15 protein-coding genes are annotated in these 13628 nt (G+C 44.6%); 7 read left to right on the top strand and 8 right to left on the bottom strand.

From position 1 onward, the window contains the following. Positions 1-568: 568 nt before the first annotated feature. The 5 genes from OCV52_RS17635 (at position 569) to OCV52_RS17615 (ending at position 3204) form a co-directional block, all read left to right on the top strand. Positions 569-817, top strand: a complete 249-nt coding sequence (locus tag OCV52_RS17635) for a hypothetical protein (RefSeq protein WP_137407631.1) — start codon at positions 569-571, stop codon at positions 815-817. 90 nt (positions 818-907) lie between these two features. Next, positions 908-1669 carry an alpha/beta fold hydrolase gene (locus tag OCV52_RS17630; RefSeq protein ID WP_137407632.1) on the top strand — a complete coding sequence of 254 codons (762 nt, stop codon included), beginning with the start codon at positions 908-910 and terminating at the stop codon, positions 1667-1669. Between the two features lie 35 nt (positions 1670-1704). Further along, positions 1705-2226: a GNAT family N-acetyltransferase gene (locus OCV52_RS17625; RefSeq protein WP_137407633.1), complete on the top strand. Its 522-nt coding sequence runs from the start codon at positions 1705-1707 to the stop codon at positions 2224-2226. Between the two features lie 173 nt (positions 2227-2399). Continuing rightward, positions 2400-2756, top strand: coding sequence for a MerR family transcriptional regulator (locus OCV52_RS17620; RefSeq protein ID WP_102424926.1), 357 nt, complete (start codon positions 2400-2402; stop codon positions 2754-2756). A 58-nt stretch (positions 2757-2814) separates the two neighbouring features. Beyond that, the gene (locus tag OCV52_RS17615; RefSeq protein WP_102424927.1) at positions 2815-3204 is read left to right on the top strand and encodes a carboxymuconolactone decarboxylase family protein; all 390 of its coding nucleotides are present in this window, start codon (positions 2815-2817) and stop codon (positions 3202-3204) included. Between the two features lie 125 nt (positions 3205-3329). Here the strand turns inward: OCV52_RS17615 and OCV52_RS17610 are convergent, their stop codons facing one another. After that, positions 3330-4889 (bottom strand): EAL domain-containing protein, encoded by a 1560-nt coding sequence (locus tag OCV52_RS17610; RefSeq protein ID WP_137407634.1) that lies wholly within the window; start codon positions 4887-4889, stop codon positions 3330-3332. 293 nt (positions 4890-5182) lie between these two features. Here OCV52_RS17610 and OCV52_RS17605 point away from each other — a divergent pair, with 293 nt between their 5' ends. Both OCV52_RS17605 and OCV52_RS17600 read left to right on the top strand, forming a co-directional pair. Then, complete coding sequence (locus OCV52_RS17605; protein WP_198779111.1) at positions 5183-5845, top strand: hypothetical protein; 663 nt, start codon at positions 5183-5185, stop codon at positions 5843-5845. 40 nt (positions 5846-5885) lie between these two features. Continuing rightward, positions 5886-6308, top strand: a complete 423-nt coding sequence (locus tag OCV52_RS17600) for a lysozyme inhibitor LprI family protein (RefSeq protein ID WP_137407636.1) — start codon at positions 5886-5888, stop codon at positions 6306-6308. A 156-nt stretch (positions 6309-6464) separates the two neighbouring features. On the opposite strand, the gene OCV52_RS17595 is transcribed toward OCV52_RS17600, so the two are convergent. The 7 genes from OCV52_RS17595 to OCV52_RS17565 all read right to left on the bottom strand — a co-directional run bounded on the left by OCV52_RS17595 (position 6465) and on the right by OCV52_RS17565 (position 13378). Next, positions 6465-7466, bottom strand: a complete 1002-nt coding sequence (locus tag OCV52_RS17595) for a substrate-binding domain-containing protein (protein ID WP_004739464.1) — start codon at positions 7464-7466, stop codon at positions 6465-6467. 109 nt (positions 7467-7575) lie between these two features. Continuing rightward, a complete protein-coding gene (rbsK, locus tag OCV52_RS17590; protein WP_137407637.1) occupies positions 7576-8502 on the bottom strand; it encodes a ribokinase in 927 nt (308 codons plus the stop codon). A gap of 228 nt (positions 8503-8730) precedes the next feature. Then, complete coding sequence (gene rbsB, locus OCV52_RS17585) at positions 8731-9609, bottom strand: ribose ABC transporter substrate-binding protein RbsB (protein WP_137407638.1); 879 nt, start codon at positions 9607-9609, stop codon at positions 8731-8733. A 138-nt stretch (positions 9610-9747) separates the two neighbouring features. Beyond that, positions 9748-10740 carry a ribose ABC transporter permease gene (rbsC, locus tag OCV52_RS17580; protein ID WP_137407639.1) on the bottom strand — a complete coding sequence of 331 codons (993 nt, stop codon included), beginning with the start codon at positions 10738-10740 and terminating at the stop codon, positions 9748-9750. Next, positions 10737-12242 (bottom strand): ribose ABC transporter ATP-binding protein RbsA, encoded by a 1506-nt coding sequence (gene rbsA / locus OCV52_RS17575; RefSeq protein ID WP_137407640.1) that lies wholly within the window; start codon positions 12240-12242, stop codon positions 10737-10739. Before rbsA ends, rbsC begins: the two co-directional genes overlap by 4 nt. An 85-nt stretch (positions 12243-12327) precedes the next feature. Next, complete coding sequence (gene rbsD, locus OCV52_RS17570) at positions 12328-12747, bottom strand: D-ribose pyranase (protein ID WP_105058081.1); 420 nt, start codon at positions 12745-12747, stop codon at positions 12328-12330. Between the two features lie 307 nt (positions 12748-13054). Then, complete coding sequence (locus tag OCV52_RS17565; protein WP_137407641.1) at positions 13055-13378, bottom strand: winged helix-turn-helix domain-containing protein; 324 nt, start codon at positions 13376-13378, stop codon at positions 13055-13057. Between the last annotated feature and the right edge of the window lie 250 nt (positions 13379-13628).

Raw genomic sequence — 13628 nt, 5'->3', positions numbered from 1 at the left:
AACCAAAAATTTCCCAACGTACAACAAAGCTGTTATATCAAAGCAGAACCAGTGGATATTAATTTTTATATTATAAAATTAGCATATAAAAACCATTTATCTTGGTGCATGATGTAAAATTAAAAAATATTTTAAATTAGTGATAGAATGGATAATTAAACTAACTGATTATTAAGTTAATAAAATTCATTTCAAAAGAAATATTCTTTAAAGTGAAATATACGATTAGCATTTTCAACATAGTCGAATATAATTTGGTGGTTTGATATTAAAGCCACATTTTTCAGTAATTTAAACTTGGCTTACTTAATAAAACTCGCTTTTCAAGCCTCATACGGCTGCCGCGCAAATTCTCCTAACAAAATCTCCCTTAACATCCAATCCAACAAACACCTTTCTCATACATGTCATTGTCGCCTTTAAGATCGCCCTGAGCTGTCGCATCTTTAGAGCGGGCCAATTAATGCATTTTCTCATATGTGTAATGTTGCATTTATGCATGTAACTCACAGACAAATTTCAAAGAAAAGGTACTCTAGTGAGTCTATGTGTTTGGCGAGTATTTTTTATGCGTAAACTAAAAATCGACACTTATTGCTTTGAAACTGGTGAGCTAGAGGACAGTTTGACGGTTTCTTTAGGGATGGCAAGGCTACTTGTGACACTCTTACCTAAAAATACCAAAGCTAAGTTTGATGAAAACGGGGAGCAATTAGAAGCATTAGTTAACGCATTAAAAGACGCAAAGGCCGAAGGCATTTTACTAGAGTTGAAAGATGATGAGAGCAAAGAGCGCATTGTGTTTTCAGTGGCTTGAGTGGCTAGTCAATAACAAGCAATTCGACACGCTTGGTGTGTGAAGTATGTATATGTTAAGTGTCGTGTTCTGTGGGTTTCAGGGGAAGAAATGAAAGAGTTTAAGGTTGAGGGCTGTAACGCGATACTTAGGTATCATGATCTTCCCGGTTCGGAAGTGCCTATTATTTTTATACACGGTATTGGCTGTGCTGCTTCGTTTGATTACCCGGCCGTTGCGGCCAGTGAATGTTTGCTTTCTCATCGGCGCATTCTTGTCGATTTATTAGGTTCTGGGTTCAGTGATAAGCCTGAGAGTTTCGACTACTCCATAGGTAGCCATGCGGCTTATCTTGAGGCATTCATTCAATCTTTGGGCTTGGATAAGTTTGTGATTTATGGTCACAGCATGGGTGGTGCTGTGTCGGTTGTATTGGCTGAAAAAGTTCTACCACAACTGCAGGCCTTGGTTTTGAGTGAGGCTAATCTTGATTCCGGTGGTGGGTTCTTTAGCAAGAAGATTGCGAGCTATACCGAGTCTGAATATGTCAACCACGGTCACGCTCAGATAGTGCAGTACAGCATCGATGAGCCAAATACTCAGTGGGCAGCCAGTTTAGTGGTGAATTCAGCGGTAGCGACACACAGGCAAGCCGTTTCCTTGATAGAAGGGCAGGACCCAAGTTGGCGTGATCGGTTGTACTCTTTGAATGTAAGCAGAACCTTTCTATTCGGAAGTAAATCTTTACCAGATACCGATACCGAGAGGTTGAATAACCACGATATCGCGATCAGCGTGGTTCCAGATGCTGGACACTCCATGGCGTGGGAAAACGCGAGTGGGCTAGCAGAAGCCATTAAGCGCGCGCTTTAATTAAGTGGTTTTACAAAAACTCAAAATGAGGTGTTATGGAAAGAGTCATATCTAAAGATATAGTCCTAAAAAATCTGAAAGTTTCAGATGCTTTTGCATTATTTAATGCCGTTGAATCAAGCAGGGGGAACCTATCAAAATATATGCCCTGGGAGAAGAGTGTGGTCGATCTTGAAAGTGCGCGAGCTTATATCGAAGGTCGGCTGAACAGTGGTATCGAAGGCTCACAGTGGTTCGCAGTACACTTCAAAAAACAGTTTTCAGGCGTATTTGGTGTAAAGTCAATTCACCGCGAGACTCGAGTCTGCGAATTAGGCTACTGGCTTGCTGACAGTGCAACGGGGAATCGAGTGGTAGGGCAAATTTTGGAGGTTCTTGTTCCAACCTTAGCAAGCGAACAAGGAGTTAAAGCCTTTGAGTTCCATTGTTTAGAGAGTAACCTGGCCAGTGTTAAGATTGCGAAACGTGCAGGTGCGACGCTGAAGTCTAAGGGGCAACACACACTGGATGTGCCTGAAAAAGAGCAATCTATGTGTATCTATGCACTAGAGCTCTAGGCTTAATAAGTAATTTAGGATCCAACGCGTGGGATTTTTCATTCCATCGTTGGGTTTTGTGCTTCTAGGACTGGGGTTTCTTTGATGATGATTTCTGGTTTGGAGGTTAGTATTCTTTACCCAAAATAACGTATTCGCTTATTCGCTTATTCGGCTGTTAAGGAAGTAAAACCATGAACATGAAGGCGTTTTCTAGCTTGGTGGGTTTGTCGGCTCATACGCTTAGGTACTATGAAAAAATCGGTTTGCTTAAAAATGTTCAGCGTAATAGCAGTGGGCACCGAGTGTATACCGCGAAAGACGTAAAGTGGCTTGAGTTTGTCATTCGCCTAAAAGAAACGGCGATGCCACTCGAAGAGATATTGGAATACGCTCGATTAAGGGAGCAGGGCAGCAGCACGGTGCTTGAACGTCAAGCTTTGCTAGAACAGCACCAACAGAGTTTAAAAGCGCATATTGCGCAGCAGCAATCTCATCTTTCCGCTCTGGAAGACAAAATTGACCTGTATAAAGATGGAAAAGTGCGTTGACTTAGAGTGAACTCTAACTTGTATGCTGCGCTCCTATTCAATACATAGGAGCAACACAATGAACACGTCACGTTTTGAAAAAGGGCTAGAACTGCTCAAACAGATTGATGGTGAAGCTGGGCAAAATGTTATCGAAAGCCTGCAAGACATTTGCCCTGATTTAGCCAAATATACCATCGAGTATCCTTTTGGTGATATCTATGCTCGCAAAGGCTTGGATTTGAAATCTCGCGAGATTGCGACGGTGGCAGCGTTAACCGCACTAGGCAACTGCGCCCCGCAACTTAAAGTGCATTTGAATGCGGCGCTTAATGTGGGTTGCAGTGAAGAAGAGATCAAAGAGGTGATCATTCAGATGTCTGTGTACGCTGGTTTCCCTGCTGCGCTGAATGGGATGTTCGCATTCAAAGAAGTGCTTGCTGAACGATCGGCGAAACACGACAGTTGATCTGATGCTTAATGCTTGGCGCCCCACCATTTGGCACTTAACGCCAGTGCTAAGTGTTGGTTTTATGAAAGTCATTTTAAAAGGGCGCCAGTAACGGCGCCCTCTAATCGGTTTACATTCATCGGTTAGGTTGGCGAGATGTGATACTCATGAGTGGTGGCTATGTGCTGTTGCTGCCTGAGCAGGCCGATGGTTAGGTTGATTGGCATCGGCTTATAGAAATAGAAACCTTGGATATAGTCGACACCTAACTTAGACAAGACTTTCACTTGCGATTCATACTCTACGCCTTCCACGATAACCTGCATGCCTAAAGTACGGGACAGTTGCAGCATGGACTCTAGCAAAGGAACACCAAAGCTGGATTCGTCTGAAATGTTCTGCACGAAGACGCGATCAATTTTGAGGATGCTGAACGGAAATTGCCTTACGAAATCTAACCCTGAGTAGCCCGTACCAAAGTCATCAATTGCGACTTTCACGCCCATGTTCGCTAGCTTGGTTAGGTTCTCTTTTATCTTTGCCATATCCGCGTCTGAGCACTCACCATCTTCGGTTACTTCAAACACCACCTGCTTTAAAATATCAGGGTTTCTTTTGAAAATCCCTGATACTTTGTGGGCGAAGTTACTGTTAGACACGACGTTTCGGCTGATGTTGACGCTGATGTATTTGTCTTCGAAAAGGTCTTGATTATGTTTGATGGTTTTCAATACTTCGCGTAGCACAAAGTACGTCAGCTCTTCTATCAAACCTAGCTTCTCTGCGAGCGGTATGAAAATAGCGGGCGATACGTTGCCTTCAATCGGGTGGTTCCACCTTAACAGTGACTCACAGCCCACGATTTGGGTAGTTTTCTGGTCAACAATAGGCTGCATGTGAACTTGCAGGTGTTTGTTTTTCAGAGCGCTAGAGAGGGAATATTCTAAACTGCGTTGGCTCTGCTTTTTATGCTTAGCGGAGAGCAAACAAATGGTGGTGATTCCCGCCATAAGAAACCCAAACCAAGAGAAGCTCATTAAGAAGTTGATGTAGTACTGGTGCCCGATGTAGGAGGTTATAGCCAGAGGGTAGGCCTCTGATTGTATGCGAACCTTCGAAAAGTACACACCGGGATCGGTCGGGTGAATATCTCTTTTTATCACTTCTACTTTTGAGTTGATTCCATGGCTGCTCAGGTTTGACTCCACAAGGTCGTAGATGAAGTGTGGCGGTATCATCAGGCTTACTCCCGCCTGCTCTTTGTCCGAGAAAATCAGCATGATGGACTGCACCTTGGTAATTGCAGCGTTGGAGTACGATAAGGTGGTTAAGTTTGGATCGTCATTGAGCCTTTCTCGGATGCTGCTATAGAGGCGAAATGACACCTCGCCATCGGTGGTAGAGCAGTAAAAACGGTTATGTTTATTGAATACAGCGGCTTCTTTCACCCAATCGGCATTGAATACATTCTGACGAAGCTCGGTCACGATAGCATCACAAGACAGGTCGGGTGTTATCTCTGCGAGAAAGCTACCAAATCGAGCTTGGATCTCTTGAAGCCTGATTTCCACTAACTGTGAAGACTCTTCGGTTAGCGTATGATAGTGAGACGGTGTAAAAGGGATGAGCAATGCCATCGACAAAACGAAAGAGATGGCAAAGTAGAATGTGGTTTTGGCAAAATGTTGGTACTTGATATCCATAATTGGAGAAGCGTTACCGAGTGTATGAGCATTCGATTTAATTTATAAATTTAACGATTAGTTATCAAGAGAAATAATAATTATTGTGAATGTACGCATGTGTTGTGGATTGAAATCGCATGTTTTATAGTCTTACTTTAAAAATCATAGTGTTAGAAATACTTTCAAGGTTAAGTGTGTCGTTTGTTGCTCAGTACTTTTCAGGTTTTTATGAACCGAAGTCTTTCGGGCTTGTAGTATGAAATTGAGAGCTATAGCTTTTGAAATAACGCAATTGGGTGGGTTTGAGCGTAATGATAAAAAAAATGATTTGGATGTTGGTACGTGTGTTCATTGCCTATTTGATGATCGCCCCTACCTACGCGATCTTTATCTTGTCTAATACCGCAACGCCTCGTCTTTTTGATACTGATCCAGAAGTGTTAGTTTGGCTCTCGTGCTTTCTTCTTGTGATTGGCTATGTACTTATTAGGTTTTCTAGAACCAAGTATATGGGAAAGTTATTATCGCTTGCTGTATTGGGAGCGGTAGTTTTAACCATGTACGTCGATGTACGATATCGGATTTTTGAAGTCAGTGTTAATGCGTGGAGCTTATTTTTAGCTGTTCTGTATCTGATTATGCTTTTGTATTTCATTTTTCCAGTTAGGCAATTTAAGCCGCTACTGAGTTTGGCGCCTGTCGCTAGTGTGTCTTGGTTTTTAGTTTGGGCTCTAGTGATGCCAATAAGTTTAACGTATGAGTTGATCAGCAGTAAAACAACCATCTCTATGGAGAATTATCAGAAGGTAGTCGACTTGCTACCAGAGGTTTACCTACATGGTTTCCAGTCAGGTTTGTTTGCCATGTCTCTTGTTATTTGGTTGTATGCTTTTGTGGTCTTTGGGCATAACCCTAAACGTAGTTATCAACAATTGGTGTCCCATGCTATTAGGATTCGCAACGCTTGGCTTTAAGAGGGCGCATACACGTGCTTTTGAATTAGGGAGAGCAATAATGAAAAAGGTTTTATCGGTTGTATTATTAGCGTGTGTACCTTGGGTAGTATCTGCTTCTGACGGTGTGGTCGATTGCGACAATGCGATGAACACGCTAGAGATAAACCACTGTGCTGCACTTGAACTTGAAGCTGCACAGATAGAGCTAGAGGAATACTTAGCAGCCAGCTTTGAACACAATGCTAAGGATACAGAGTTGGTGGATGCCATTAAGGGGGCGCAGGAGAGCTGGCAAGCTTATATGACAGCGCATTGTGATTCTGTATATACCCAATGGCGCGACGGTTCAATTCGTGGGCTGATGGCGCTTTCTTGTAAGACCAAGTTAACCAAGCAACGCACACATGAGGTGTGGGAAAGCTTCTTAACTTACATGGACAGCACGCCGCCTGTGTTGCCAGAACCTCAGGTGATGGAATAAAAAATTGTTAGGTTTTATCTATCAGAAAGGCGGAGGGTACAGTTTGATGGACGACACTTATTCATGGCTAATGAGCTGAAAGCTCAAACTTAAAGCTAAAGAAAAAAAGCCAACTGGATAAGCTGGCTCTTTGTTCTGGGGTTGGGTAGCTGTGGGTTAAACTGCTTTTACGCTGCTTCGCTCTACTAGGGTCGGTTCTAACTCGACGACCTGTGGGTAGGCGTCTGGTGTTTGTAAGCGACTCAACAGTGTATCAACGGCTGCTTTACCTAAGCGGTGTTTTGGCTGGTGGACGGTGCTTAATGCCGGTGTCATGTATTTAGACAAGTGGATGTCATCGTAGCCAATGATTGAGAGATCATTGGGTATTGATGTGCCATCCTGCGCTGCTGCGTGAATCACGCCCATTGCCATCATGTCGTTGCTTACAAACAGTGCACTCGGCATTTTGCCACGAGATTTTAGTGTCTGGTACGAATCAAAGCCGCCATCGCACTCGAAGTTCGATTCGACAATCCAATCAGCGTTGATTTCTAATCCCGCTTCTTCCATCGCTTGTTTGAAGCCTTGGTAACGCGATGATGCTTGGTTGCGATGTAGCGGACCTGTGATACAGCCAATGTGAGAGTGGCCGTTATCAATCAGGTGTTTGGTCGCCATGTAGCCACCTTGATGCGAGTTGTCTTGAATCTTGTCGCTCGCAAACAGCATTGGGCCCCAATCCATCACTACAACAGGCAGTTCTGGGTAACGCTCGAATACGTCGATATGCTCGCCTTCAAGGGTAGAGCACATCAGCATTAAGCCATCGACACGCTTTTGTAGCAGTGTATCGATAGACGATTTCATACGTTCGCTATCGCCTTCGGTGTTACACAAGATAAGGTTGTAGCCTTTTTCATAACAACGACGTTCAACACCTTTTACTACTTCACCAAAGAATGGGTTGGTAGAAGTTGTCACTAGCATGCCAAGCGTTTTGGTTTGCTTCATCTTCAAGCTACGAGCTAATGCAGAAGGCGCATAGTTAAGCTCTCTCGCGGCATTGTTGACACGCTCAGCTATCTCTTCACTGACAAAACGCGACTTGTTAATCACATGGCTTACCGTAGAAGTAGATACCTTTGCGAGCTTAGCGATGTCTTTCATTGTTGCCATAAAAAATCCTTGTGGGAGTCACTTATCCACGTTGAGCGATATTCTGCCTGAAAACAGAGGCTTATGTTTAGTTATTTGTTGTTACATAACTTAATTAAGCTTCAACCTATTAGGCAGACAATTGCTCTGCTAAAAACGTATCGGCTTCGGCGCGGCTTGGAATTGAGGTTTGAGCGCCAAAGCGAGTCACTGAAATTGCCGCCGCAGCGTGGGCAAATTTAATCGCACGCTCCATTGGCATGTCTTCAAGTAAGCCGGTAACTAATGCACCGTTGAAGGTATCACCAGCTGCGGTTGTATCAGTCGCTTCAACGCGGAAGCCTGCTATCAGTTCACCTTCACCGTGTCTACTTACCCATACCCCCTTAGCGCCAAGCGTGATCATTACTGTCTCGATGCCTTTCGCATGCAGAGCCAAAGATGCTTGGTGCGCAGACGCGCTGTCGGTTACGGTCACGCCTGTTAGCACTTCTGCTTCGGTTTCGTTTGGCGTAATCACGTCTACACACGCTAATAACGTATCCGATAATGGGCGAGCAGGGGCCGGGTTTAGAATCACGTGAGTGCCGCTCTCTTTAGCGGTTCTCGCTGCGTATTCAATGCCTTCGATAGGAGTTTCCAATTGAGTTAGAAGGAATTTCGCGCCGCGGATCTTCTCTAGGTGTGGTTCGATTTGTTCGCAAGTTAGCTTGTTGTTCGCTTCTGGAGAAAGACAAATGCTGTTTTCACCCGCTGCTGATACTTGGATCATCGCGATGCCCGTAGGCGTGTTCTCTGCCACGATGACACCATCGATATTGATTCCATCGTTAGCGAAATCTTGACGAATATTGATACCAAACGGGTCGTCACCGACACAGGCAATAAAGCCGATATCTGCGTTTAATCGCGCTGCAGCGACCGCTTGGTTTGCGCCTTTACCGCCAGGGATGACCTGATAGTTACCGCCAATCAAGGTTTCACCCGGACGAGGGAACGAAGGAACTTGCAGTACGTGGTCAGCGTTAACGCTACCTAAAACAATCAGTTGAGTCATGATACGAGCCTTATGATATATCGTATTTGAAAATGCATGGGTCTTTCTCATTGCTAACTATTCGAGTCACGTAGAGTCGTCAGTCGCGATAGAGGAATGAGAAACAGCGATGCACTGTCGGTTTTTGCTTTTTGCTTTTTGCTTTGAGCCAGTGAGTAAATGAGCGATTGAGTAAAGCAAGCAGGGAGATAGGGGACTCCCTGCTTTGTATTACTCGTTTAGCATCGATTATTTAGCGATGATTTTTAGAGGTACTGGTACGTACTCGTCTACTTTTTCGTCTTTCAATACTTTGTCAGCCATCTCGATACTTAGAGAACCGATTAGGTCTGGTTGTTGTGCAACGGTTGCGCCAAGTAGGCCACGGTTAACAGCAGCGATGCCGTCGTCTGTTCCGTCGAAGCCAACGATCATTACGTCTTTACCAGATGCTTGAACTGCGCGTAGTGCACCTAGAGCCATTTCATCGTTCTGAGCGAATACTGCTTCAACGTCTGGGTTAGCTGCAAGTAGGTTTTCCATTACGTTCAGACCTTTAGTACGGTCGAAGTCAGCAGGTTGGCTTGCAAGAAGCTCAAGGCCGCTGCCGTTTACTGCGTTCATGAAGCCTTCACCACGTTCACGAGCTGCAGAAGTACCAGCGATACCTTCAAGTTGGATTACTTTCGCTTTTTCGCCCACTTTTTCCATGATGAAGTGACCCGCCATTTCACCACCGATTACGTTATCAGAAGCTATGTGGCTCACTACGTCACCACGGCTTGCACCACGGTCTAGCGTTAGTACTGGGATGTTAGAGCGGTTAGCCATGCGAATTGCGTTAGACACAGCATCTGAATCTGTTGGGTTGATCAGGATTGCTTTAACACCACGAATGGTTAGATCTTCAATGTTCGACAGCTCTTTGCTTGGGTCGTTTTGAGAATCAAGAACGATAAGCTTGTAGCCTAGCTCTTCAGCTTTCGCTTCTGCGCCATCTTTCATGGTCACAAAGAATGGGTTGTTCAATGTAGACAGAACGATTGCCATTGTATCTTGCGCCTGTGCAGACACAGATACCGTTGTAGAAAGCAGAGCAGCAGAAATAAGAGTCGCTAATTTTTTCATGGTGTAAGTCCTTTGTGTAGGGTGAGCTAGGAGGTGAGTCCTAGCTCGTTGTTACATTATTTATAGATTTAATGTTTGTTATTTATTGATGCTTTTCTGTTGAAAAAGCAGGGTGTTGCATTGACTCAAACTAGAGTCTTATTTGTTTTTGTTGTCGACCAGTACTGCCAGAAGAATAACCACTGCTTTTGCAATCATCTGGTAGTAAGAAGAAACGTCTAATAGGTTTAGGGCGTTGTTCAGGAAGCCAATAATCAGTGCACCAATCAATGTGCCCATGATGCGACCACGACCGCCAGCTAAGCTTGTACCGCCAAGAACCACAGCTGCGATAGCGTCTAGCTCATAACCCATACCTGCGGTTGGTTGAGCCGATGACAAACGAGAAGCCACGATGATGCCCGCTACTGCTGCTAACAGACCACAGATTGCGTAAACGCCAATTTTTACTTTGTCTACGTCGATGCCTGATAGGCGAGTTGCTGATTCGTTGCCGCCAAGTGCGTAAACGTAACGGCCAAAGCGTGTGTGGTTAAGTAGGTACCAAACGGATGCGAATACTACGACCATGATCCAAACTGGAACTGGTACACCCATTGCGTAGCCTGTACCGAACCAAGCGAATGCGTCTGCTGTGTCAGTAAAGCCTGTTGAGATAGGGCGACCGTCGGTGTAAACCATGGTTACACCACGCAGTAGTGTCATGGTTACTAGCGTTGCGATGAAGGCTTGAACCTTACCTTTCGCGATGATCACACCACTGATTGCACCTAATGCTGCGCCTGCTACAAGAGCGGTTGGTACAGCCACCATCACAGGGATTTCCATGCCAATCATACTGGCAGCGAATGCACCACAAAGCGCCAGTACAGAACCAACACTCAAGTCGATACCTGCGGTTAAGATAACCAGCGTCATACCTACAGCGATGATTGCGTTAACCGACGTTTGGCGCAGAATGTTTAGGATGTTGTCGACAGTAAAAAAGTTCGGGTTTAAGAAAGAAACGACAACAATCAGGAAGATCAAAGCAATCAATGACTTTTGATCAATCAGCCACTCTTTGCTGATAAACGGCTTTTTCTTCGGCGCTTCAGTTTCAGTTGTTTTGCTCATGGTTTTGGTACTCATGCTGCGTCCTCGTTAATCTTTTTACCGACCGCACACGCCAGTAATAATTCTTGGTTTGCTTCTTTAGCGTCAAATTCACCGCTGATGCGGCCTTCATGCATCACCATGATGCGGTCACTCATTCCTAATACTTCTGGCATTTCAGAGGACACCAAAATGATGCTCATGCCGTCGGCTTTAAACTTATTAATGAGTTGGTAAATCTCTTTTTTCGCACCGACATCGACACCACGGGTTGGCTCGTCGAGGATCAGTACTTTTGGTTTGGTCATCAAGCCTTTAGCGATAGCGACTTTCTGCTGGTTACCACCAGAAAGGTTGCCAATGATTTGCTCGCGAGTAGGGGTTTTGATGTTGAATAGCTTGATGAAGTCATCCACTGCGATCACTTCGTCTTTGTGTTGGATTTGACCGCTTTTGGTCAGTAGGTCCAGTGAACAAAGAGACATGTTCTCTTTCACTGAAAGCCCAAGCACTAAGCCGTCACCTTTACGGTCTTCAGAGATGTAAGCGATGCCATTAGCAAGGCCATCTTTAGGGCTCACAGGGTTGATGGTTTTATTTTCTAAATTGATAACGCCGCGCTCACTTGGAAGGGCACCGTAAATCACTTTCATCAACTCCGTACGACCAGCACCCATTAGCCCTGATACACCTAGGATTTCACCGCGCTTTAGGGTAAAGCTAACGTCATGAACACCAGAACCCGTTAAACCAATCACTTCCAAGCAAGTTTCACCATGACTTGGTGCGATGCGAGGGTATTGTTCGTCGAGCTTACGACCAACCATCATTTCGATTAGGCCGTCTTCGTCAGTATCTTTTACTTCGCACTGACCAATGAACTTGCCGTCACGAAGTACAGTGATGTCGTCACAGACCTCGAAGATCTCTTTCAAGCGGTGAGAAATGTAAACAATGCCGCAGCCTTCATCACGTAGCTCGTTGATTACTTTGAACAGAGATTCGGTTTCAGTATCGGTTAGGGCATCTGTTGGTTCATCCATGATGATGACCTTAGATTCAAACGATAGGGCTTTTGCAATCTCTACCATTTGCTGCTCGCCTAGGCTCAGTTCGCCAAGCGGCGTTTTTGAACTGTGTTTTACGTTTAGGCGCTTCAGTAGCTTGTCGGCTTCTTGGTACATCTCGTTCCACAAGATTCGACCCATGGTGCCGGTGATTTCACGACCTAAGAAGATGTTCTCGGCGATGGTCAGCTCTGGGATCAGGTTCAGTTCTTGGTGAATGATACTGATACCAGCTTGTTGAGAGTCACGAGGCCCTTTGAATGCAGCAGGCTTACCTTGGTATGCGATAGTGCCGCCATCCAAGTGATAAATACCTGTCAGCACTTTCATGAGGGTTGATTTACCTGCACCGTTTTCGCCCATTAACGCCATCACGCGTCCTGGGTAAACGTTGAGGCTTGCCTTGTCTAGTGCTTTCACACCAGGGAAGGCCTTCTCAATTGAGCTAAGTTCTAAAATGGCTTGAGTCATGTCGGTTCCTTTACTCGGGGCCAGTTGTATTTGGTTATTCTGTCTTTCAGCTATCACGCTGGGCTGTCGTTATGTTTCGCTTGAGCTAAAACGTTACACCAGCTTGGAAAATGACATTCGCGTAAGGTGTGCATTCACCGGTACGAATCACAGCGCGGCTTTCATGAGTGCGCTGTTTAAATTCTTCATGAGTGATGTAAGTAATCGCAATTTCTTTACCACAACGCGCTTCTTCTGTTTTGATTTGATCAATCAGCGCTGCATGATGCTCTGGGCTTACTTTTGCGAATTCTTCCGCGATAACCACACCTTCAATTTGAGATTCATCAAGCATGGTTTTGACGGTCTGAGCAAAGCTTGGAACACCGTGAGTTAAAGCTAGGTCTATACGAGAAACATGATCTGGAATCGGCAGCCCTGCATCACAAATCGTAATTTCGTCTGTGTGGCCAAGAGTCGCCACTAAGTAGGAGAGTTCAGAGTTTATAAGAGTACTTTTTTTCATATCACGACCTATCGAAAAAACACGTTTGATGGGATGAGGAACAACTCAAGAAAAGCCATCGAAACGTTTCGATAGTGATAATAGTGTGTGATTTATCATTTGCACCTTTAACCTTCTTAGAGTGTGATAATGATCATCGAAACGTTTCGATGAGGCGTTTTTTGGTGATCTCAATCACCGTGATTGATTGCATAAATTCGCGGGAAGTAGGGGGCTTGGTTCGTTTTTGTGGAGCCCGAACGTTGGCAAAGCTAGGAACAGGTTTACTCGATGTGTGGCTTTACCGTTGGCTCCAATAGGGCAAAGCCTAAACGAGTTTACCTTCTTTTATTGATAGAGCGTAACCAAACTTGGTGACTGTGAGAATTTGGATATGAGGCGTTCTTAAGCGAGCGAATACGTTACGCAGGTTATAAATAACGTTAGCTAGGGCGTGAGGTGATGAGAGCTCTCCCTCCCAACACTCATCAATAATATGTTCTTTAGTGATTGGCTTTCCTACGTTCTCTACTAGTAGACAGAGCACAGCCAATAACTGAGGGCGTAATGCAATACGGTTACCTTGCTGGTTGGTAATCGTTCGAGAGTTGGTATCAATGAGTAGGCCGCTGAAGTCTATGGTGTGGTTCATCGTATTTATGTTCATTTGTTCGAATAGAAAAGATTGGTTTATGACTTGTTGTGCATCGAAAGTGAGCAATTAAAGCGCGCGGATTATGCAAAATCAAACCTCTCTTGAAAGTAAGCGCACGTAAGCCACGCGAGAAAAAATATAAAAAACCGTTGGTTTGAAAATGGATGTGGGATTTTTCGCGAAAAGTGAAGATGTTTTATTTCTTTGTTATTCAGTTGGTTATTTGTTTTTACTGATTTTGTTGTTC

Source organism: Vibrio chagasii (assembly GCF_024347355.1).
Lineage (GTDB): Bacteria > Pseudomonadota > Gammaproteobacteria > Enterobacterales > Vibrionaceae > Vibrio > Vibrio chagasii.
The sequence above is the reverse complement of the archived record's forward strand: the minus strand, read 5'-3'. Positions and strand labels throughout refer to the sequence as shown.

Excerpts from the sequence above, each read along its gene's own strand:
- OCV52_RS17635 (WP_137407631.1), top strand. The coding sequence starts at position 569 with ATGCGTAAACTAAAAATCGACACTTATTGCTTTGAAACTGGTGAGCTA.
- OCV52_RS17630 (WP_137407632.1), top strand. The coding sequence starts at position 908 with ATGAAAGAGTTTAAGGTTGAGGGCTGTAACGCGATACTTAGGTATCAT.
- OCV52_RS17625 (WP_137407633.1), top strand. The coding sequence starts at position 1,705 with ATGGAAAGAGTCATATCTAAAGATATAGTCCTAAAAAATCTGAAAGTT.
- OCV52_RS17620 (WP_102424926.1), top strand. The coding sequence starts at position 2,400 with ATGAACATGAAGGCGTTTTCTAGCTTGGTGGGTTTGTCGGCTCATACG.
- OCV52_RS17615 (WP_102424927.1), top strand. The coding sequence starts at position 2,815 with ATGAACACGTCACGTTTTGAAAAAGGGCTAGAACTGCTCAAACAGATT.
- OCV52_RS17610 (WP_137407634.1), bottom strand. The coding sequence starts at position 4,889 with ATGGATATCAAGTACCAACATTTTGCCAAAACCACATTCTACTTTGCC.
- OCV52_RS17605 (WP_198779111.1), top strand. The coding sequence starts at position 5,183 with ATGATAAAAAAAATGATTTGGATGTTGGTACGTGTGTTCATTGCCTAT.
- OCV52_RS17600 (WP_137407636.1), top strand. The coding sequence starts at position 5,886 with ATGAAAAAGGTTTTATCGGTTGTATTATTAGCGTGTGTACCTTGGGTA.
- OCV52_RS17595 (WP_004739464.1), bottom strand. The coding sequence starts at position 7,466 with ATGGCAACAATGAAAGACATCGCTAAGCTCGCAAAGGTATCTACTTCT.
- rbsK (WP_137407637.1), bottom strand. The coding sequence starts at position 8,502 with ATGACTCAACTGATTGTTTTAGGTAGCGTTAACGCTGACCACGTACTG.
- rbsB (WP_137407638.1), bottom strand. The coding sequence starts at position 9,609 with ATGAAAAAATTAGCGACTCTTATTTCTGCTGCTCTGCTTTCTACAACG.
- rbsC (WP_137407639.1), bottom strand. The coding sequence starts at position 10,740 with ATGAGTACCAAAACCATGAGCAAAACAACTGAAACTGAAGCGCCGAAG.
- rbsA (WP_137407640.1), bottom strand. The coding sequence starts at position 12,242 with ATGACTCAAGCCATTTTAGAACTTAGCTCAATTGAGAAGGCCTTCCCT.
- rbsD (WP_105058081.1), bottom strand. The coding sequence starts at position 12,747 with ATGAAAAAAAGTACTCTTATAAACTCTGAACTCTCCTACTTAGTGGCG.
- OCV52_RS17565 (WP_137407641.1), bottom strand. The coding sequence starts at position 13,378 with ATGAACCACACCATAGACTTCAGCGGCCTACTCATTGATACCAACTCT.